Source organism: Adhaeribacter sp. (assembly GCF_057359045.1).
Map to the genome: position 1 here is coordinate 20,807 of NZ_JBMQUD010000098.1, position 21,141 is coordinate 41,947.

12 protein-coding genes are annotated in these 21,141 nt (G+C 45.7%); 10 read left to right on the forward strand and 2 right to left on the reverse strand.

Annotated elements, in window-relative coordinates; genetic code table 11:
- The first annotated feature begins 140 nt into the window (after nt 1-140).
- From ilvD to ACO1R6_RS15295, 6 genes are all read left to right on the forward strand, one after another.
- The gene (gene ilvD / locus ACO1R6_RS15270; protein WP_486265798.1) at nt 141-1,844 is read left to right on the forward strand and encodes a dihydroxy-acid dehydratase; all 1,704 of its coding nucleotides are present in this window, start codon (nt 141-143) and stop codon (nt 1,842-1,844) included.
- Nucleotides 1,845-1,947: 103 nt separating this feature from the next.
- Nucleotides 1,948-3,687, forward strand: a complete 1,740-nt coding sequence (gene ilvB, locus ACO1R6_RS15275; protein WP_486265799.1) for a biosynthetic-type acetolactate synthase large subunit — start codon at nt 1,948-1,950, stop codon at nt 3,685-3,687.
- A gap of 110 nt (nt 3,688-3,797) precedes the next feature.
- Nucleotides 3,798-4,358 (forward strand): acetolactate synthase small subunit, encoded by a 561-nt coding sequence (gene ilvN / locus ACO1R6_RS15280; RefSeq protein ID WP_486265801.1) that lies wholly within the window; start codon nt 3,798-3,800, stop codon nt 4,356-4,358.
- A gap of 109 nt (nt 4,359-4,467) precedes the next feature.
- Nucleotides 4,468-5,514, forward strand: a complete 1,047-nt coding sequence (gene ilvC, locus ACO1R6_RS15285) for a ketol-acid reductoisomerase (protein WP_486265802.1) — start codon at nt 4,468-4,470, stop codon at nt 5,512-5,514.
- A 93-nt stretch (nt 5,515-5,607) separates the two neighbouring features.
- Complete coding sequence (gene ilvA, locus ACO1R6_RS15290; RefSeq protein ID WP_486265803.1) at nt 5,608-6,882, forward strand: threonine ammonia-lyase IlvA; 1,275 nt, start codon at nt 5,608-5,610, stop codon at nt 6,880-6,882.
- 586 nt (nt 6,883-7,468) lie between these two features.
- Nucleotides 7,469-7,840 carry a response regulator gene (locus tag ACO1R6_RS15295; protein ID WP_486265804.1) on the forward strand — a complete coding sequence of 124 codons (372 nt, stop codon included), beginning with the start codon at nt 7,469-7,471 and terminating at the stop codon, nt 7,838-7,840.
- 63 nt (nt 7,841-7,903) lie between these two features.
- Here the strand turns inward: ACO1R6_RS15295 and ACO1R6_RS15300 are convergent, their stop codons facing one another.
- Together ACO1R6_RS15300 and ACO1R6_RS15305 are read right to left on the reverse strand one after the other, a co-directional pair.
- A complete protein-coding gene (locus tag ACO1R6_RS15300; protein WP_486265806.1) occupies nt 7,904-10,465 on the reverse strand; it encodes an ABC transporter permease in 2,562 nt (853 codons plus the stop codon).
- 139 nt (nt 10,466-10,604) lie between these two features.
- Nucleotides 10,605-11,312 (reverse strand): ABC transporter ATP-binding protein, encoded by a 708-nt coding sequence (locus ACO1R6_RS15305; protein ID WP_486265807.1) that lies wholly within the window; start codon nt 11,310-11,312, stop codon nt 10,605-10,607.
- Nucleotides 11,313-11,478: 166 nt separating this feature from the next.
- Between ACO1R6_RS15305 and ACO1R6_RS15310 the strand changes: the two genes are divergently transcribed.
- From ACO1R6_RS15310 to ACO1R6_RS15325, 4 genes are all read left to right on the forward strand, one after another.
- Nucleotides 11,479-12,165 (forward strand): arylesterase, encoded by a 687-nt coding sequence (locus tag ACO1R6_RS15310; RefSeq protein WP_486265808.1) that lies wholly within the window; start codon nt 11,479-11,481, stop codon nt 12,163-12,165.
- A 137-nt stretch (nt 12,166-12,302) separates the two neighbouring features.
- Nucleotides 12,303-13,448, forward strand: coding sequence for a ribonuclease D (locus tag ACO1R6_RS15315; protein WP_486265810.1), 1,146 nt, complete (start codon nt 12,303-12,305; stop codon nt 13,446-13,448).
- 949 nt (nt 13,449-14,397) lie between these two features.
- A complete protein-coding gene (locus tag ACO1R6_RS15320) occupies nt 14,398-20,151 on the forward strand; it encodes an ice-binding family protein (RefSeq protein WP_486265812.1) in 5,754 nt (1,917 codons plus the stop codon).
- Between the two features lie 41 nt (nt 20,152-20,192).
- Nucleotides 20,193-21,140 (forward strand): PorP/SprF family type IX secretion system membrane protein, encoded by a 948-nt coding sequence (locus tag ACO1R6_RS15325; protein ID WP_486265813.1) that lies wholly within the window; start codon nt 20,193-20,195, stop codon nt 21,138-21,140.
- The last annotated feature ends 1 nt before the right edge of the window (nt 21,141 follow it).

The window sequence follows — 21,141 nt, forward strand, 5'->3', positions numbered from 1 at the left end:
TAAGCGGTTGATGGTGTGATCTAGTTTTAAAATATTGTAGAAGCGCCATTCCCGAAAGAGTGGCGCTTTTTTTTAAAGGTGTGCTCGGGAAATAAATGGCTGAATAGAAGTTAAAGAATTAAACCTTTTTACCCATACGCATGAGTACTAAATTAAACCGCTACAGTTACCTGGTTACCCAGGAAGAAACCAATCCGGCTGCCCAGGCCATGTTGCACGCTATAGGCCTTTCTAACGCCGATTTACAAAAAGCCCAGATAGGAGTGGTAAGTACCGGGTTTGATGGCAATCCCTGCAATATGCACCTGAACGACTTAGCCAAACTGGTGAAAGATGGGGTTAACAGCACCGATGATGTATTGGGTTTAATATTTCATACCATTGGCGTAAGCGATGGTATTTCGATGGGTACGCCGGGCATGCGCTATTCTTTGCCCTCGCGCGATATTATTGCTGATTCTATTGAAACCGTAGTAAATGCCCAGAGTTACGACGGGGTAATTGCCGTAGTAGGTTGCGATAAAAATATGCCCGGTGCCCTAATTAGCTTTGCCCGCTTAAACCGCCCATCTATTATGGTGTACGGCGGTACCATTGCTTCGGGTAATTACTGCGATGCGGCCGGTAAATTCACGGATAAAAGATTAGATATTGTTTCGGCGTTTGAAGCTCTCGGCGAAAAATATGCCGGTACCATTTCGCCGGAAGATTTTAAAGGCGTGATAGAACACGCTTGTCCGGGAGCAGGCGCCTGTGGAGGTATGTATACGGCCAATACCATGGCTTCAGCGGCCGAAGCATTGGGTATGGCCTTGCCTTACTCTTCTTCTAACCCCGCTATTGGCCCGGAGAAAAGCGAAGAATGTGTGCAGGCTGGTATAGCTATCCGCCAGCTGCTGGAAAAAGATATCAAGCCGCTGGATATCATGACGAAAAAAGCTTTTGAAAATGCAATGGTGGTGGTAACCGTATTAGGCGGCTCAACCAACGCGGTACTGCACCTGCTAGCCATTGCCCGCACGGCCGGGGTAGATATTACCATCGACGATTTCCAGCGCATTAGTGATAAAACGCCTTTATTGGCCGATATGAAACCTAGCGGTAAATACCACATGGAAGCCGTGCACCAGATTGGCGGTATTCCGGCCGTAATGAAAATGTTGTTAAAAGCCGGCTTGCTGCACGGCGATTGCTTAACCGTAACTGGTAAAACCATAGCCGAAAACCTGGCAAACGTACCCGACATGACCGAAGGCCAGGATGTAATTATGCCATTAGATCAGCCCATTAAAGAGACTGGCCACATACGGATTTTGTACGGCAACCTGGCCGAGCAAGGAGCGGTAGCCAAAATTACGGGCAAAGAAGGCGAATTATTTACCGGTACAGCCGTGGTGTTCGACGGTGAGTTTGAGGCCAATGACGGTATATTATCGGGTAAAGTAAAAGCCGGCGATGTGCTGGTAATACGGTACGAAGGGCCAAAAGGCGGTCCCGGTATGCCGGAAATGCTGAAGCCTACTTCTTTAATTATGGGAGCCGGCTTAGGTAAATCGGTGGCATTAATTACCGATGGCCGTTTTTCGGGCGGTACCCACGGTTTTGTGGTAGGCCACATTACGCCGGAAGCCCACGTGGGCGGTATGCTGGGCTTAATTCAGGATGGCGATAAAATTACCATTGATGCCGTGAACAATCGCCTGGAAGTAGATTTGAGCGCAGAAGAAATTGCCCGCCGGAAAGCGGCCTGGCAGCCGCGGCCTTTGCGCAAAAATACGGGTATTTTATATAAGTACGCCAAGTTGGTGTCGTCGGCATCAGAAGGTTGTGTAACAGACAGATAATTTATTTTATTGATATTCAGTATATAAAGAAAAAATAAAACCCTTGCGGGGAATAATTATCTTTGCAAAAGGGTTATTAAAGTAAAACCTAAGGTTAAAAGTCATGAGTGTAGCAGTAGAGATCAAAGAAAAGGAACTGAAGCCAGCACCAAAAAAGACGTTGGTTACCGGCGCCCAAGGCGTATTACTCTCGTTGTTGGAAGAAGGGGTAGACACCGTATTTGGCTACCCGGGGGGCGCAATTATGCCCATTTACGATGCACTATATGATTTTAACGACCAGCTGAAGCATTATTTGGTGCGGCACGAGCAAGGTGGCGCCCACGCGGCTCAGGGTTATGCCCGTATTACCGGCCGACCGGGTGTTTGTTTTGCCACCTCCGGCCCTGGTGCTACTAATTTAATTACCGGTATTGCCGATGCCCAAATAGATTCTACGCCCATGATTTGTATAACCGGGCAAGTATTTTCGCATTTATTGGGTACCGATGCTTTCCAGGAAACGGACGTTCTGGGCGTAACCATGCCGGTAACCAAATGGAGCTACCAGGTAACCCGTGCCGAAGAAATTCCGGAAGCCATTGCCAAAGCTTTTTACATTGCTACCTCTGGCCGGCCCGGTCCGGTATTGATTGATATTACCAAAGATGCTCAGAATGCCACTTTTGAGTTTGATTACAAAAAGTGGAAAAAAATTTCCAGCTACATTCCGGTTCCTAAGTTAAAAATTGCCGAAGTAGAAGCCGCCGCCGCGTTAATTAACCAGGCTAAAAAACCTTTTGTAATCTGGGGACAAGGTGTGCTTTTATCGCGGGCCGAAAAAGAATTTAAAGAATTTATCGAGAAAGCTGGTTTGCCGGCCGCCTGGACTATATTGGGCTTATCGGGTTTACCTACCGAGCACCCGCTCAACGTAGGTATGCTGGGTATGCACGGCAACTACGGCCCTAATGTAAAAACGAACGAGTGCGATGTACTTATTGCCATTGGCATGCGTTTCGACGACCGGGTAACCGGCGATTTAAAACGGTATGCCAAGCAAGCCAAAATTATTCATATTGAGATTGATGCCGCCGAAATAAATAAAAACGTGCGCGCCGATGTGGCTGTGAACGCCGATGCCCGGGAAGCCCTATTGGCCCTAATGCCGCTGCTAGAAAAGCGGGACCATACCGAATGGGTACAAAGTTTTTTCGAATGTTATAAAATAGAGTTTGATAAAGTTATCCGGGAAAAGCTTTACCCGAACACGCCAGGCTTGCAAATGGGCGAGGCTGTACGCCTGATCTCGGAACTGACCGACGGCAAGGCGGTGGTGGTTACCGACGTAGGGCAGCACCAGATGATGGGCATGCGTTATTACAACTTTAAGGAAATCCGCAGTAATATTACCTCAGGTGGCTTAGGTACCATGGGCTTCTGTTTACCGGCAGCTATGGGCGCCAAAGTAGGCGCGCCGCACCGGCAGGTAATTGCCATTATCGGCGACGGTGGTTTCCAGATGACCATTCAGGAATTAGGCTGTATTTTCCAGTACCAGATTGGCGTAAAAATAGTAATCCTGAACAATAATTTTTTGGGCATGGTGCGGCAGTGGCAGCAATTGTTCCACCAGAAACGGTACTCGTTTACCGAAATGGTAAACCCCGATTTTGTGGGAATTGCCAAAGCCTATGGCATAGCCGGCAGCAAAGTAACCGAACGGACTGATTTGGCGGCGCAGATAAAACAAATGCTGGATCACGAAGGCCCTTACTTGTTGGAAGTAGTAGTGGAGAAAGAAGAAAACGTTTTCCCGATGGTTCCGGCCGGCGATTCAGTAGCCAATATCCGGTTAGACTAGTTGGTTTATTAAGCAGTTAACTTAAAAAATAATACTTACAGCCAGGCGAGGAATATTAAAAGAAATAAAATAATATTCCGCCTCTGGCCGCAGCAATAAAAAATGCAGCAATGGATTCAATACCAAATTACGCCGATTCAGAAGAACAAAATTATACCATATTTGCCTTTACCGAAAATAGAGTAGGTCTGCTAAATCGCATCATTATTATTTTTACCCGGCGGCATATAAATATCGAAAGCCTTACCGCCTCAGAGTCGGAAGTGCCGGGCGTTTACCGGTATACCATTATTATCCGGGCCCGCTACGAGCAGGTCGAAAAACTGGTAAAACAAATCGCCAAACAAGTAGATGTGTTGCGGGCTTCTTTTTATCGCGAAGAAGAAACTGTTTTCCAGGAAATGGCCCTGTATAAAATACCCATGACCTCTTTAATAAGTGGCCACGAAGTAGAAAAAATTGTGCGCGACAGTCATGCGCGTATTTTAACGGTAGATCCGCAATACATTATTATTGAAAAAACCGGCCACCTGGAAGAAACCCGGGAGTTGTTCGAACAATTAAAGCCTTTTGGTATTCTCCAGTTTTCCCGTTCCGGCCGGGTAGCTATTACCAAACACATGAAAGACCTGAGTACTTACCTGCGCGAGCAGGCCGAGGCCCATGTATAACCCAAAGCCGGTTAAGCTATCAAAACAACTACTGCCAACTAATAAGCTTAGAATTAGTGGCTTAACTTTAATAAATATTACCTTTTAAATAATAATAAATAATAAAACAATGGCAAAAATCAACTTCGGCGGAACAGAAGAAAACGTAGTAACCCGTGAAGAATTCCCCCTCGAAAAAGCGCGGGAAGTACTCAAAAATGAAGTAATTGCAGTATTAGGTTACGGCGTTCAAGGTCCCGGCCAGGCGTTAAACCTGCGCGATAACGGCTTTAACGTAATTGTTGGTCAGCGGAAAGATTCTAAAACCTGGGAAAAAGCCCTGAAAGATGGTTGGGTAGAAGGTGAAACTTTGTTCGAACTGGAAGAGGCTTGCGAGCGTGGTACCATTTTACAGTTCTTGTTATCAGATGCCGGCCAGATTTCGGCTTGGCCTATGGTACAAAAAGCCTTAAAACCAGGTAAAACCCTTTATTTCTCTCATGGTTTCGGCGTTACTTTCAGCGAGCGCACCGGTATTGTGCCGCCTAAAGATGTTGATGTTATTCTGGTAGCTCCTAAAGGTTCTGGTACCAGCTTACGCCGGATGTTCCTGGAAGGAAAAGGCCTTAACTCCAGCTTCGCCATTTACCAGGATGCTTCTGGCCAGGCCCGCGATAAAGTAGTGGCTTTGGGTATTGGCGTTGGTTCTGGTTATTTATTCGAAACCGATTTCAAAAAAGAAGTATATTCTGATTTAACTGGCGAGCGTGGTACCTTAATGGGTGCTTTAGCCGGTATCCTGGAAGCACAATACAACCTGCTGCGCAAACGCGGTCACTCGCCTTCTGAGTCTTTCAACGAAACCGTAGAAGAATTAACCGAAAGCTTAATTTTGTTAGTTGCTGAAAACGGTATGGACTGGATGTACGCCAATTGCTCTACCACGGCGCAACGCGGTGCTTTAGACTGGAAAAACAAATTCCGTGATGCGGTTGCTCCCGTATTTGAAGACCTGTACGACAGCGTAGCTACCGGCCAGGAAGCCCAACGCTCTATCGATACCAACAGCCAGCCTGATTACCGCGAAAAACTGGACGCTGAGTTAAAAGAACTGCGCGATTCAGAAATGTGGCAAGCCGGCGCGCAAGTGCGTAAGTTACGTCCGCAAAACAACTAATTAATTTAAACTTATAGTTATGAGGCCACAGTAACAGAAATAAATAACAATTCTGTAACTGTGGCCTTTTAGCTTGTATAAACAGGTAATAAAATGTCAGAAGTAGCGCAGGCAGCGGTAAAGCGTTTAGTAAGTGTAGAAGGAATACAAGCTGCCGAAGAAAGATTAAAAGGAGTAGTTGTGCGTACCCCACTTATCCGGAGCATGAATTTATCGGAGCGGTATGGGGCCAATATTTACCTGAAACGGGAAGATTTGCAGGTAGTACGTTCGTATAAATTGCGAGGCGCTTATAATATTATGCAAAGCTTGTCGCCGGAGCAGTTAATAAATGGCGTGGTGTGTGCCAGTGCCGGTAATCATGCGCAAGGGGTGGCTTATTCTTGCCATAAAATGGGTATTCCGGGCCATATTTTTATGCCCATAACTACGCCTAACCAAAAAATTAAGCAAGTACAATTATTTGGCCGCGAACACGTAGAAGTAGTTTTGGTAGGCGATACTTTTGATGATTGTTACTTCGAGGCCCTTAAGTTTTCGGAGCAGCTCCAGACTTCTTTTATTCATCCTTTCGACAATCCTAAAGGTATTGAGGGCCAGGCAACTGTAGGCGTAGAAATACTGGCCGACATGAAAGAACCCATTGATTTATTGATTCTGCCGGTGGGCGGCGGCGGCCTGGCAGCGGGCGTTTCCAGTTATTTTAAAGAGATGAGCCCCGCTACCAAAATAGTAGGAGCAGAGCCCGAGGGCGCCCCTTCTATGAAAAAATCGCTGGAAGCGGGCCATAAAGTAACCCTGGAGCAAATCGATAAATTTGTGGATGGTGCCGCGGTAAAATCGGTGGGTGACTTAACTTTCCAAATTTGCCGCGAAAACCTGGATGAAATGCTAACCATACCGGAAGGTAAAATATGCACCACCATTCTGCAGCTTTACAACGAAGAAGCCATTGTAGCCGAACCAGCCGGCGCTTTATCTATCTCGGCTTTAGATTATTTTAAAGACGAAATAAAGGGCAAAAACGTGGTATGTGTGGTAAGTGGCGGCAACAACGATATAACCCGTACCGAAGAAATAAAAGAACGTTCGTTGTTATACGAAGGGCTGAAGCATTATTTTATTGTAAACTTCCCGCAACGTGCCGGCGCTCTGAAAGAGTTTGTAAACGATATTCTGGGCCCTACCGATGACATTACGCACTTTGAATACACCAAGAAGAACAGCCGCGAAAAAGGTCCGGCCTTGGTAGGCATTGAGCTGAAAAACCGCGATGATTTTCAGGCCTTGGTAAAACGCATGGCTGACCGTAACTTTAATTGCGAATACATAAACGATAGGCCGGAGTTTTACCACTTTATTATTTAAATAATTGCCTGTAAGCAGGTAGCCAAGCCCAATAAAAAGGACAGCTTTTCTTTACACCAGGAGCTGCCTTTTTTTTGGGCTTTATTTTTTTATAGACCTCCTGTTTTGCGTAGCTTATTTCCGGACAGTCAGCAATTTTGTGAAAGTCGGTAATATTCTTTTTAAGGGTAGTTATATTTAAGTATCAGGTAGGGTTTATACAGATTTATAAGATATAATAATATAATTAAATATATATGGCATAAGTAATAAAGTTGTACTATTTTTAAAATGTATATAAATAGTAATAATATATAATATAATATATTTATTAAATATATAGGATTTAAATAATTGGGCTAAAACTATGTTATACATAAAATGTACTTCCAGGGGCTTTAAATGCGTGTTATTTCGGATTTTACTTGTTGGTTTAATTGAATTTTATTAATTAGTATAAAAGTATTAAAAATTATAAATGTAAAATTAGTTAAAATATGCGTATGTATTTTAATAAAGTACTTTTTGTAATTTTTTAATAAAATTGTATATAGTAAATTTCTTTTATTTACCTTTCGAGTGTAAATGAATTATTAACATTATTTGTATGGATAAGCTTAAAATTCTTCTGGCAGAAGATGATGCTTACAACCAGTATTTGGTTAGGAAAGTGACGAGTGATTTTGGTTTTGCATTAGATATTGCCGAGAACGGACAAGCGGCAATAAATAAACTGGACGAGAATGAGTATGATTTGATATTAATGGATTTGGAGATGCCGGTAATGGATGGCTACGAGGCCACTACTTACATCCGCTCCAAAATGGGCCGTAAAAGCAATATTCCGATTATTGTGGTGTCTTGCCGGTCGGCGGTTACCGAAGCGTCAAAGTGCCTGCTGCTGGGGGCTAATTCTTATTTGCCCAAGCCTTTCAACTCACGTCAGTTGTTGTCCGAAATTAATACCTTGTTTATTTAGTTTGCCGCTTATGGAATAGCAACTACGCTTATTAAGTTATATTTTATAATCGGCAAGCTACGGTTAAACTTCGGACCGTAGAATTTCTAACGGCGATTTGCTTAGTACACTGCGGCTATTGAGTAGTCCGATAATTACGGTTAGCAGCGATACAATGGCAAACACAACCAAAGCCGGACCAAGCTGCGGATTGAAGGGTGCCTCGAAAGAATATTTGGCAAGTGCCCAACTGGCAACTATAGATAAAATAATGCCGGTAGCCGCTGCTAAAGCTCCCAGGAAAAAATATTCCAGCGCGGTTATGGTTAAAATTTGCCGGCGGTTTGCACCCAGCGTTCGGAGCAGTACACTTTCCTGAATGCGCTGGTACTTGCTTATCAGCACTGAGGCAATTAATACCACCAAACCGGTACTAATGCAAAAAGCGGCCATAAATTTAATTACAAAGGCTATTTTGCTTAATATTTCGTCTAAAGTGGTTAGAATTAAAGCTAAGTCTATAACCGAAACATTGGGAAATTGCCGAACCAGCGTTTGCTGGAACTTAGCCGATACCTGGTTAGACGGAACCCGGGTAACCAGCACGTGAAACTGCGGTGCTGCTTCTAATATGCCTTCCGGAAATACCACCAAAAAATTAGTTTGTACCCGCCGCCAGTCTACTTTCCGGATACTACCCACAACCGTAGGAATAAGCGCACCCTGTACATTAAAAAGTAACCTATCTCCAATTTTAGCTTCCAAGTTTTCAGCATAATTATCAGAAATAGAAATGTAAATGGTGTCGTTAGGCGAACTTACTTTGCCGCGCCATTTGCCCGAAATAATTTTTTCTGATTCGGTAAGCGTATCGCGGTACGTAACGCGGTACTCGCGGTTAAATACCCAAGGCCGAATTTTAGCCGTTGAATCTTTTTTATATTCTAAACCCGATTTTCCGTTTATTTCTTCTAAACGCATGGTTACAATAGGTACCTGTTGCAGCAGTGGAAGTTGGTTTTGCTGCGCCAGTTGGGCTACTTGTGCGCGTTGGTTTGTCTGAATATCAAACAAAACCATGTTGGGTTGGTTGCCGCTCGATGATAAACTTACCTGGTTAATTAAAATGCCCTGCGTAAAATAAAGCGTAGAAATAAATGCCGTACCCAAACCAATAGACACTAATAAAATTAACGTTTGGTTATTGGGGCGATATAAATTGGCAAAGCCTTGCCGCCATAAATAACCCCACGAGGACGGAATTAGTCGGCGGACCAAAGCCATCAATCCGTAAGCTACGGCCGCTAAAACTACAAAGCCCAGCAAAACCCCGCCGGTAAAAAATACGGCCTGCCGCCAGGTTTCCATTTGCAGCAAACTAAAGCTTAAAATAAATAATATAATTAAGCCGTAAACTGCCCATTGCCACGGGTCGCGGTTTAGTTTAGTATCTTCTAAAGAAAGCCGCAACGTGTTTAGCGGCGAAATATTCCGGACCGATACCAAGGGTAATAAGGCAAACAACAACGATATAATTACGCCCAACGCAATACCCTGCCCAATTGCCGCCCAGGAAACTGCCATGGTTATTTCGATGGGTAAAAAGTCTTGTAATACGGCTGGTAAAGCCCGTTGCACCAAGGTGCCCAAAATAGCGCCTATTACTGATCCTATCAGCCCAATCGTAACAATCTGGATTAAATAAATTAGAAAAGCTTGTTTTGTTTGTACGCCTAAACAACGCAATACCGCAATGCTGGCAACTTTTTCGCGCATGTAAATATGAATGGCACTGGCTACGCCTATACACCCCAAAAGCAAAGCAATAAAAGCCACTAAGGTTAAAAAGCGGGTTAGGTCAGCAAAAGAACGGCCGGTACTTTCTTTACTTGAGGCAATGGTATCGGCATTCAGGCCTTCTTTATCTAGGCGCGGCTCCAGGCGTTTGGCAAGTTGTTCTACGTCTTTGCCGGGCGGATATTGGTAGTAAAATTTGTAGTTGACCCGGCTGCCTTTCTGAATAAGACCGGTTTTTTCTAAATATTGGAGCGGAATATATACTGCCGGGGCCACTGTGCTGGAAAGGCCGGTTTGGCCGGGCGCTTTGTTTAAAATTCCCGCAATAGCAAAATTTAGATTCCCCACTTTAACCGAATCACCGATTCGGGCGTTGTATTGCAGCATCAGGGTTTTATCAACCAATACCTGGCGGTCCTGGCGGAAGCTTTTACTCGCACTAACGGGTGTTGTTTCTATGTCGCCGTAATACGGGAAACCACCGGCTAAAGCGCGTATTTGTACCAGACGGGTATCGCCGGTACGGCTAAAGGTCAGCATTGAGGCAAAGTTGCGTTCCTGTGACCGCGTGGTGCTAAGCGAATCGAGCATTTTTTGTACTGCTGGCGTAGGTGCCTGGTTGCTGCTGATTACCAAATCGGCACCTAATAATGTTTTGGCCTGGTTATCAATGTCGTCGCGGAGGTTGTACCCAAACGAATAAATAGCAACCAAAGCGGCAATTCCCAGAATAATCGACGACACAAATAAAAACAGCCGCGACCGGTTACGGCGGCTATCGCGCCAGGCCATTTTTAACAGCCAGGGCAAATTTAAAGGCGTCCGGAAAATACTACGGTCAATATCCATTTTTATGTTATTCGTTGTTCGTTAATCGTTGTTCGAATTATCGAAAATCGATTATGAATTTTGTTGATGGTTGTTAATTGTTGGTTGTTATTTTTTATGGAATAGAATAACATTCCTTTACTTAAAATTATAGTAGTCGCTAACCGCTCACGGTTACTTGTTCCCGGTTCACGGGTTCGTCAGATACAATGTGGCCGCCTTTAATGCGGATTATGCGCTGGGTTTTAGAGGCTAAGTCTAAATCGTGGGTTACCAGTACCAAAGTGGTGCCGGCGTCGCGGTTTAAATCAAAAAGCAATTTTTCTACTTTTTCGCCAGTTTCAGCATCCAGGTTACCGGTAGGTTCATCGGCAAATAAAATGCGGGGACGGTTAGAAAAAGCTCGGGCCAGCGATACGCGTTGCTGCTCGCCGCCCGAGAGCTGCGCCGGATAATGGTGGTGCCGGTGGGCCAGCCCTACTTTATCTAATAATTCCAAAGCTTGTTTTTTGCTGCTTTTCTCACCGCGTAATTCCAGCGGAACCATTACATTCTCGAGGGCGGTAAGCGTGGGAAGTAACTGAAAATTCTGAAAAATAAAGCCCACGTACCGGTTGCGTACCTGTGCGCGTTCGTCTTCGCTAAGTTTATCTAACCGGATATTATTTAACTCTACGGAGCCGGAGCTAGCCCGATCCAAGCCGGCGCAAAGGCCCAGTAAGGTAGTTTTGCCGCTCCCCGAAGGGCCCACAATGGATACCGTAGCGCCTTCCGGAATGGCAAAGTTAATATTATCCAGTACCGTTAAACTTTTGCCTCCGCTCTGGTACGTTTTACCCAGGTTATGTATATTTAAGATTGTTGCCACAGCTATTAATTTATAGGACAGATTCCAGTATATTGCCCGCCCGTAAAGATTTGTTCTAAAAGAATAAACTCTTTCGTTAAAGATTTATTTTATACAGGTAAACCCAAAATCACTATACCTTGTTTAAATACCACAGGGTTTTAATAAAACACTTTTAAAGGTAAATATGCTTAAAAATATTATATATAGTTGGTTCTTTCTCGTATTAGGGCTGGTTGGCTGCAACAGCAATAATACCAGCGGTAAAGCAGAAACCGCTGCTGCCGACCAAGACAAACCGGAAGTTTCAGAGAAACAAGCGATGAAAAACATTCTTTTTTTTGGGAATAGCCTTACGGCCGGCTACCAGTTAGACCCCGCCGAAGCTTTCCCGGCCTTAATTCAGGAGAAAATAGATTCTTTAAATTTACCCTATAAATCTATAAACGCCGGCTTGAGTGGCGAAACTACCGCTGGCGGGAAAAACCGGATAGATTGGTTATTGCGGCAACAAATCGATGTATTTGTCCTGGAACTGGGTGCAAACGATGGCTTGCGCGGTATACCGGTTACCGAAACAGCTAAAAACTTACAAATTATTATTGATAAGGTAAAAGCCAAATACCCCGATGCTAAACTGGTATTACTGGGTATGGAAATTCCGCCCAATATGGGAGGTAAATACGCCGCCGATTTTAGGGTGATTTTCCGGCAAATTGCTACCAAAAACAACATGGCTTTTGTACCTTTTCTGCTCGAGGGAGTAGGTGGGGTGCGCGAACTAAACTTAGGCGATGGTATTCACCCGACGGCCCAGGGCCACAAAATATTAGCTAAAAACGTTTGGGAAGTATTAGAAGGTGTTCTGAAATAAGTGGCCGGGGCATGCTCATTTAAAATTAAATGAAGTGTGGCTTTTGCAGTTAGTAAAAAATAAACCGGTGGGTACTTTGGGCTTAATTTCTTTTAATACCTTTTTATTACTTTTAAATTCCCTATTATTTTTAATACATGATACAAGCAGTAGGCGCCTTAAATGGGTATGAGGTTAAATATATTGCCGATGATGCCAGTTTTGAGGCTGCTATTAACCAATTGGCCCAGGCTAAAACCCTGGCCTTAGATTTAGAATTCGACGATAACCGTTATACTTACGGCTTAACCTTGTGCCTGATTCAGGTGGCCGATGCCGATACGTGCTTTTTGCTGGATCCTTTTAAAATTACGACCCTAAAGCCGCTCTGGAAAATAATAGAAGACCCAACGGTAGTAAAAATATTTCATAGCGCCAGCAACGATATTTTATTGCTTAAAAAGTTAGGCTGCCAGCCCCGTAGTATTCTGGATACCGAAATAGCTGCCAAAGTACTTAATTACGGCCGTACTTCTTTTGCCAACATGATGGCGGTACTCTTTGAGGTGGAAATTGATAAATCTTACCAGGTGAGCAACTGGAATCTTAGGCCTTTGGTGACCGAGCAATTGCAATATGCGGCCGCCGATGTGGTTTACCTGCATGCCCTGAAAGACCGGCTACTGGTCGAAGTGGATAGATTAAACCGCCAGGATTGGTTAAAAGAAGAATGTTACCTACTGGAGCAAATAGAGCAGAAAGATCAAACTGAGCGGTATAGCAAACTACGCGGTGCCGATCGCCTGAATTCTTTTGAATTATTTATTTTAAAGCACTTGTACGATTTTCGGGAAACCCTGGCGATTAAGCTAAATAAACCGGCGGGCTCTGTTATTCCAAACGAAGTGCTTATAAATCTGATTTTGTATCCGGTAACCGAATTCCGGGAATGGCAAAATACCAAAGGCCTCATGGGGCGCATAAAAGACCACGCACACTATAAAAGTTTTATTGATGCTTACCGGCAAGCCCAGCAACGGGCAGAAGAATTAAATATTCCGCACGAAAGGCCGCCTCGCCCGCGCCGCCCCGATTACCTGGTTACCCGCGAAGAAGCAGAGCGCCGCAAAAGCCGGATTATGCCCTTACGGCTGCAGTTAATAGAAGAGTACGGCGAAAATGCGGCTAACCTGCTTTTTCCGCAAGGAATGGTAAACGACTACGCCGAAGGCAAAGATATTCAAATCAAGAAAAAATACGCTTACCCCATTGTGGCGCCGCTGCTCCAGGCTTTAGACGAATAAATAGTAACCTGCTATTCTTATGTCCTTGTCATGTATTTTTGGTTGTCGGGCTACAGGTCTGTAACTTATTTATATTGTCTGGCTGGCATAAGTACTTGTTGTGGTAGGGTTTGTGTTGTTAAAGCAAAAGCAATAATTTTAAAGCTGAAATATGGTCCAATCCGGTAAACAGGGGCGATGGTTTAATTACCAGCCAGCGAACGGTTTAAATTCTTTTATCTTGCGTTGCCAGGCAAAACCTTCTGAAGTAAGTTTAAATAATATCTATTAAAGTAATTTGCTCCTGTAAGTAATACTTGCTTTGTTCAGGAAACAAGCGCTCATAAGTTGCCCTTTCTATTTTGGTTTATTAATAGGTTGAAACAATATTTTCACCTGTTCTGCTTAAGTAATATCCTGATTGTGAATCAAATATTGTCTGCTGGTTTTCCGGATCTCGGTAAGTTAAGTTCAGATGCGGCAAGCAAACACCTCATCTTTTTCTCGCCTTAAATTTATTCATTACAACAGTCTTGCGCCTGATAGCTTTTTACCTGGGCTTATTAAAAATAAGTACGGTTTGGGTTAAAAGAAGAATTTGTATTTTTTGTCTATTTTGAACTTTGTCTGGTTTTTTGTCCGGGGATATGCTTTTGTTTAAGATTTACAATATTGAATTAATTAAATCAATCGTAAATATTAGACAAATTTAATATAGATAACTATACTAATTGTTGTACTATAATTTTATTAATTTGATTATTGTTTAGGCGAGATATAGGGCTAAATAATAGAATTATACTTTAAAATAAAAAAATGTACTTCTACGCTGAACTTTAATAAATTGTTGCAGGGGGCTTGGTAAATATAATTTTATTTTCGGATATTTGGCATCAGTAAAAATTGTACTTAACTAAACTGGTGCTTGGTGTGAGAGCGCAATATTGTTTTAAATTTTAATAGATATCGGATGAAAAAAATTATACTTTATCTGATAGTGTTTTCTTGTTTTTCCATCTCTGGCATAGCCCAGGTTAAACCTGCTTTGGGTACGGCGGCCAGTTTTACGGTTTTGGCCGGAACTGGTGTGAACAACTCGGGTAGTACCGAGGTAGATGGTAATTTAGGAACTTCGCCCGGTAATACTTTAATTGGTTTCCCGCCCGGCACTATCCGGGGAGCCACGCACCGGAACAACGCTACCGCTGCTGCCGCGCAAACCCAATTAACCGCTGCTTACAACACGGCAGCCGGTCAGGCGGCTACCCAGGATTTATCGGGTCAGAATTTAAGTGGTAAAACCCTGAAGCCGGGCGTATATAGATTTAACGGTACCGCCAGCCTGAATGGCACCCTGGTATTAGACAACGACGGGAATCCTGATGCGGTTTTTATCTTTCAGGTAAGCGGTGATTTTACCACGACTGCCGGTGCGGCGGTTAATTTTGTAGAAACGGCCAAGCCCCGGATAAATAATATTTTCTGGCAGGTAGCCGGTAACGTGAGCATTGGTGCCGGAAGTTATTTCCGCGGTACCATTATGGCTAATCAGAATATTACCATGATGACCGGTGGGACCATTCAGGGCCGCTTAATGTCGCGGACCGGTACTGTAACCCTGACGAATAATATTATTACCATTCCTACCGATTTAGCGGTTACCAAAGCCAAGAGTCCTGGTGTAAAAGGTCCAGATTTATACTCAGTTGGGGAAAATATTACTTTTACGATTACTGCCCGTAACCTGGGCCCGCTGGATAGAACCAATGTACGGGTGAACGACATATTGCCGCCGGGTTTAACGTACGTAAGCTCGCAGGCTACCACCTCCAGCTACGACCCCGCCACCTCTCTGTGGGTAATAAATCTGGCCAATGGCGCTACCGAAACCCTTACCATTGTAACCCGGATTACCAGCAGTTCTTCGGATTTTATCGTTAATAACGCTACCATTGCCGGCGACGGTTTCGACGAAATTATTGAAAACAATAAAGCTACGGTAGATGTTTGCGTGGCGCCCGCCGACCCCGGCGCAATTTCAGGACCGGTTTCGGTTTGTGTTAACAGCTCCAATAATACTTTTAGTATTACGCCCATTGATGGTGCCCGTTCTTATAACTGGACGGTACCTACCGGCTGGACCATTACCGGCGGACAAAATACACCTACCATTACGGTAACCGCAGGGAGTTTAGGCGGACAAATAACCGTAACCGCCGAAAACGTTTGTGCGGTGAGCTCCATCAGTAAAAAAGATATTCAGGCTTCGCTTACGCCGCCCGTTATGCCTGGCCCAATCCGGGGCAATCCGGCTTCGGTAAACGTTTGTGCAAATCAGTCTAATAATACGTACAGCATTGATCCGGTAGCAGAAGCTTCTTCGTATGCCTGGACCGTACCGGCCGGCTGGGTAATTACCAGTGGGCAGGGAACAACTTCTATAACCGTAAATGCCGGTACTTCGGCCGGAAATATTGCCGTGGCTGCGGTAAATGGCTGTGGTTCTAGCCCGGCGCGTACCCTGGCCGTAACAACTTCTACAGCGCCGCCGCCGCCACCTACTACCATTACAGGTAATACGTCGCCGTGTATTGGGGTTAGCGCTACTTATACTGTTTCGGGTGGCAATGCTGTTAATACTTACTCCTGGACGGTTCCTTCCGGCTGGACTTTAACCGGCGGACAGGGTACCAATACCATAACCGTTATAGCCGGTACTTCGGCCGGTAATATTTCGGTAACAGCCGCCAACGGTTGCGGGGTAAGTACAGCTACTATTTTGCCCGTAAGATCTATTACCAATACACCACCGGGTAACATAACCGGACTGGCGGCCCCTTGCGTTACCAGTTCCGGCAACACGTATACCGTTGAGGCAGCATCTGGTACGGCTAGTTACACCTGGACGGTTCCTAACGGCTGGACGATTACCGAAGGCCAGGGTACTACTACTATTAAAGTTACGGCGGGCAACAGCTCGGGTAATATTACTGTTACAGCTTTCAACGATTGTGGGGCCAGTGCTACCCGTACTTTTCCGGTTGCGCCTTTAAATAAACCCGAAAGCCCCCTGGCTATTACCGGTACTACCAGCCAACCTTGTGCTGGCCAAACCAGTTTAGCGTATTCAATTGCGGCCGTTAGCGGTGCTACCTCTTATACCTGGACCGTACCGGCCGGCTGGGCGATTACCGAAGGCCAGGGAACAACTGCTATAAAAGTAAATGCCGGAAGTACTAGTGGCAATATTGCCGTGGTAGCGGTAAACAGTTGCGGTAGTAGTGCTCCTTTAACCCAGGCCGTAACCCCCAGCACCACCGTACCGGCAGAACCCTTAAAAATTACGGGTAAGGATAATCCTTGTTTAGGCGAAACCAATGTATCCTTTTCGGTAGCTGCCGTAACGGGCGCTTTGGGTTATACCTGGACCGTGCCGGCCGGTTGGCAAATAACCGGTGGACAAGGCACTACTACCATTAATGTAACCATTGGTAGCGGTTCTGGTGAAGTTACAGTAGCATCTACTAATAATTGTGGTAACAGCAACGTAGCAACTTTAGCGGTAGTAGCTTCTACAGCGCCATCGCCGGCACCCGGTGCCATTACTGGCAGCCAGTTACAACCTTGCTCCGGCGAAACCAATCTTACATATTCTATTGCGCCGGTAAACCGGGCTACCAGTTACGCCTGGGTTGTACCGGCCGGTTGGACCATTATCAGTGGGCAAGGAACAACAGCTATTTCGGTAACGGCCGGTAGTACACCCGGTAAAATTTCGGTAGCTGCGGTAAATGGTTGTGGTACCAGTGCCGCGAGCGAGTTAAATGTTACGCCGGTAACCAGTGTGCCGGTAACGCCAATTGCTATAACCGGTACCGCCGTTCCTTGTGCCGGACAAAATAATTTAACCTATTCTATTGCGGGCGTTGCCAATGCTATTTCTTACATTTGGTCGGTGCCTACGGGTTGGAGTATTGTATCGGGACAAGGTACTACTGCTATTACTGTAATGGCAGGTACGCAGCCCGGCGAAATTTCGGTAGCTGCCCGTAACAACTGCGGTAACAGTACGGCCAAAACCCTGGCGGTTAATGTAAGTTCAGTTGCACCGGCTACACCGGCCAGTATTTCTGGTAACACCAATTTATGTGCTTCGCAAACCGGCATTACGTATTCCGTAGCCGCAGTAACGGGCGCAACGGCTTACACCTGGACCGTACCCGCCGGTTGGACCATTACCAGTGGTCAGGGCACCAATGCCATTGTAGTAGCAGCCGGCAGTACACCTGGGGTTATTACGGTAAAAGCTACCAATAATTGTGGTACCAGTGCTGCCCGCGAAATACCGGTAGCACCCACTACTATGGCCCCAGCCGTGCCGGGAGCTATTACGGGCAGCAGTTTAAATGTTTGTGCGGGCCAAACCGGGCTTACTTATTCTGTAGAACCTGTAGCTGGCGCTACTACTTATAACTGGACTGTACCCACCGGTTGGAATATTACCGCTGGCCAGGGCACCAACACCATTACCGTTACCGCTGGCAGCACCGAAGGCAATATTACCCTTATTTCTTTTAATAATTGCGGCGCTAGTGCGGCTACTTCCCTGGCGGTAGTGCCGGGTTCTATTGCGGCAGCACCAATTGCTATAACCGGTAACAGTATACCTTGTTCGGGCAGTACCGGAAATACTTACAGCATAGCACCGGTACCGGGTGCCGTATCTTACGCCTGGACGGTTCCCGCTGACTGGACCATAACTGCGGGCGCCGGTACTACTTCTATAACCGTAGCGGCGGGCCCCGGTAAAGGTACTATTTCGGTTAAAGCGGTAAATGACTGCGGCAACAGTACGGCAGCTTCCTTAAATGTTACGCCCGGAACAGCCATACCCGGAGCACCCGGCAATATTACTGGCAATAATAACGTATGTGCGGGGGTGGCTAACTTAACCTACTCTATTAGTCCTGTCGAGAATGCCTCTACTTATATTTGGTCGGTGCCAAGCGGCTGGGTAATTACAGCCGGTCAGGGTACCACTAGTATTACGGTTACCGCCAGCAGCAGCCCTGGCACTATCTCGGTAATTTCAGAAAATGGTTGCGGTATTGGTGCCGGTAGTATATTGCCGGTAGCCGTTACCGGTTCAGTGCCGCCCGTGCCGGTAGCCATTACCGGAACCACACCGCATTGCGAAAACGAGACAGAAATTCAGTACAGTATTGCGGCGGTAAATGGCGCTACTACCTACAACTGGACTGTACCAACCGGCTGGGCTATTATTTCCGGACAAGGCACAACGGCCGTTAAAGTAAAAGTTGGTAGCACTTCCGGTAATATAACTGTTGCTTCCGGTAATGGTTGCGGCCTTAGTGCGGCCCAGGCCCTGGCTGTTACGGTAAATAATGTACCCGCCAAACCGCAGAATATTGTGGGCCCAACGGCTTTGTGTGCCGGTAATAATGCAGTTATCTACCGGGTAAACCGGGTTACATCCGATACCGACCCCATATCATATACCTGGACCGTACCAAGCGACTGGAAAATTGATGCTGGTCAGGGTACTAATGCCATAACGGTAACCGTAGGTCAGTCATCGGGTAATGTATCGGTAACCGCCAGCAACTCTTGCGGCAATAGCGTGGCCAATGCTTTGGCGGTTACATCGTCTACTACACCATCGCCAGCTCCGGGCCGCATCCGGACTACCCAGGTTCTGGCTTGTGTCGGACAAACAAATATCACGTATTCTATCGACCCGGTTAATACCGCCACCTCTTACACCTGGGTTGTACCCGCCGACTGGATTATTACCGATGGACAGGGAACTACCAGTATTACGGTTACGGCCGGCGAAACAGCTGGTAGCGTATCGGTAAAAGCCATAAATGGTTGCGGCGAAAGCGAGGCCAGTAGTTTAAGTGTTTTTCCATCAGAAAACGATGCAGTAGAAATTGGAAGTATTACGGGCGAGCCGGTAGTGTGTGCTGATACCAAGAGCCTGGTTTATACCATTGAGCCAGTAGCCGGTGCCACTACTTACACCTGGACCGTACCAACCGGATGGGTAATTGAAAGCGGCCAGAATACAAATAAAATAACGGTAACGGCTGGTAAAAATGCCGGTACGATTACGGTAACGGCCGCTAATAGCTGCGCGGTAAGCTTGCCCAGTAAGCTCGAGGCAATCTTAAATGCTGCTCCAGCCGGCCCATCGCGAATTAAAGACCTGAGCAAACCTTGCGGTGTTTTGGCTTACACTATCAATCCAGTAGAAGGGGTAACGGGCTATACCTGGACCGTGCCAACCGGTTGGAGCATTACTTCTGGTCAGGGCACAACCAATATTACGGTAGCCGCTCCGGCGGGGGCAAGTGGTGGTACTTTATCCGTGATAACCAATACGGCCAGTTGTAACAGTTTGCCTACCACCTTGGCGGTAGAACCGGGCAAAGCCAATGTAGCTTTAACCGTAGCCAATGTTTTCTCGCCAAACGGCGATGGCGTAAACGATAAATGGGAAATCGCTAACCTCGAAAATTATTCCGAAAATAACCTGACTGTTTTCAACCGGTGGGGCAACGAGGTTTACCGGACCCAAAATTACCAGAACACCTGGACCGGAGGAGAACTAAGTGCCGGAACCTACTTTTATATCCTGAACGTGAAAGAATGCGACGGCGCTTTCCGGACTTACAAAGGATATGTAATGATCATGCGCTAATACGACAGAACTAAAAAATACAAGCAAAGAATTTAAAGTATATGAAAAAACTTTTACTCGTGTGGCTGTTGCTGGTGGGTTACCAGGCAACAGCGCAGCAGAGTTCCCTTTACAGCCAGTACATATTCAATGGCTTGGTTATCAACCCGGCTTATGCCGGCAGTAAAGGCATATTGAGTGTAAACGGTGTTTACCGCGACCAATGGGTAGGGCTGGAAGGCTCGCCGAAAACCCAAACCCTGAGCATAGATGGCGCGGTACTACAGGAAAGAATTGGTTTAGGATTGCACCTGATAAACGACCAGATTGGCGCCCAGGGCCAGAAAAGTGGTTACGCCAGTGCCGCTTTTCGGGTAAAATTAGGGGAGAATGCCCGCTTAGGTCTGGGTTTAGCCGGTGGCTTTTCGCAATATTACACCGATGGCACCATGCTTAACCCCAACAGCAAAGATTACGACCCACTTATTCCGGTTAACCGCGAAGTAGCTACTTTGCCCGATGCCAAAGCCGGCTTGTTTTTTAATACCGAGCGCTTTTATATGGGAGTATCGGCTTTTAACCTGATTGGCTTTAAAAACCAGTTTATGGTAACACCTACCCGCCATTACTTTTTTACCACCGGGTATATTTTTGACCTGAGCGATATGTTTAAATTTAAGCCCAGCATATTGTTGAAAGACGATTTAAAAAGTATTGCCAATCTGGATGTAAACGCCTTTTTACTCGTAGGCGACCGGGTTTGGTTAGGTGGCGGCTACCGCACGGGGGTTAAATACCAGAACCGCCCGGTTTACGAAAATAAAGATCTGAGCATGAACAATGCCTGGATGCTGATGACCGAAATTTATTTAACTCCAAAAATCAAAATCGGGTATGCCCACGATATTGCCCTGACCAGTTTGCGGAGTTATTCCTCGCACGAAGTATCGGTGGGGTTCTATTTCTTTAAGAAAGAAGATTCCCGTTCGCTTACCATCCGCTATTTTTAAC

Bases quoted from the DNA above. Each gene is read 5' to 3' on its own strand.
- ilvD (WP_486265798.1), top strand. From the start codon at position 141: ATGAGTACTAAATTAAACCGCTACAGTTACCTGGTTACCCAGGAAGAA.
- ilvB (WP_486265799.1), top strand. From the start codon at position 1,948: ATGAGTGTAGCAGTAGAGATCAAAGAAAAGGAACTGAAGCCAGCACCA.
- ilvN (WP_486265801.1), top strand. From the start codon at position 3,798: ATGGATTCAATACCAAATTACGCCGATTCAGAAGAACAAAATTATACC.
- ilvC (WP_486265802.1), top strand. From the start codon at position 4,468: ATGGCAAAAATCAACTTCGGCGGAACAGAAGAAAACGTAGTAACCCGT.
- ilvA (WP_486265803.1), top strand. From the start codon at position 5,608: ATGTCAGAAGTAGCGCAGGCAGCGGTAAAGCGTTTAGTAAGTGTAGAA.
- ACO1R6_RS15295 (WP_486265804.1), top strand. From the start codon at position 7,469: ATGGATAAGCTTAAAATTCTTCTGGCAGAAGATGATGCTTACAACCAG.
- ACO1R6_RS15300 (WP_486265806.1), bottom strand. From the start codon at position 10,465: ATGGATATTGACCGTAGTATTTTCCGGACGCCTTTAAATTTGCCCTGG.
- ACO1R6_RS15310 (WP_486265808.1), top strand. From the start codon at position 11,479: ATGCTTAAAAATATTATATATAGTTGGTTCTTTCTCGTATTAGGGCTG.
- ACO1R6_RS15315 (WP_486265810.1), top strand. From the start codon at position 12,303: ATGATACAAGCAGTAGGCGCCTTAAATGGGTATGAGGTTAAATATATT.
- ACO1R6_RS15320 (WP_486265812.1), top strand. From the start codon at position 14,398: ATGAAAAAAATTATACTTTATCTGATAGTGTTTTCTTGTTTTTCCATC.
- ACO1R6_RS15325 (WP_486265813.1), top strand. From the start codon at position 20,193: ATGAAAAAACTTTTACTCGTGTGGCTGTTGCTGGTGGGTTACCAGGCA.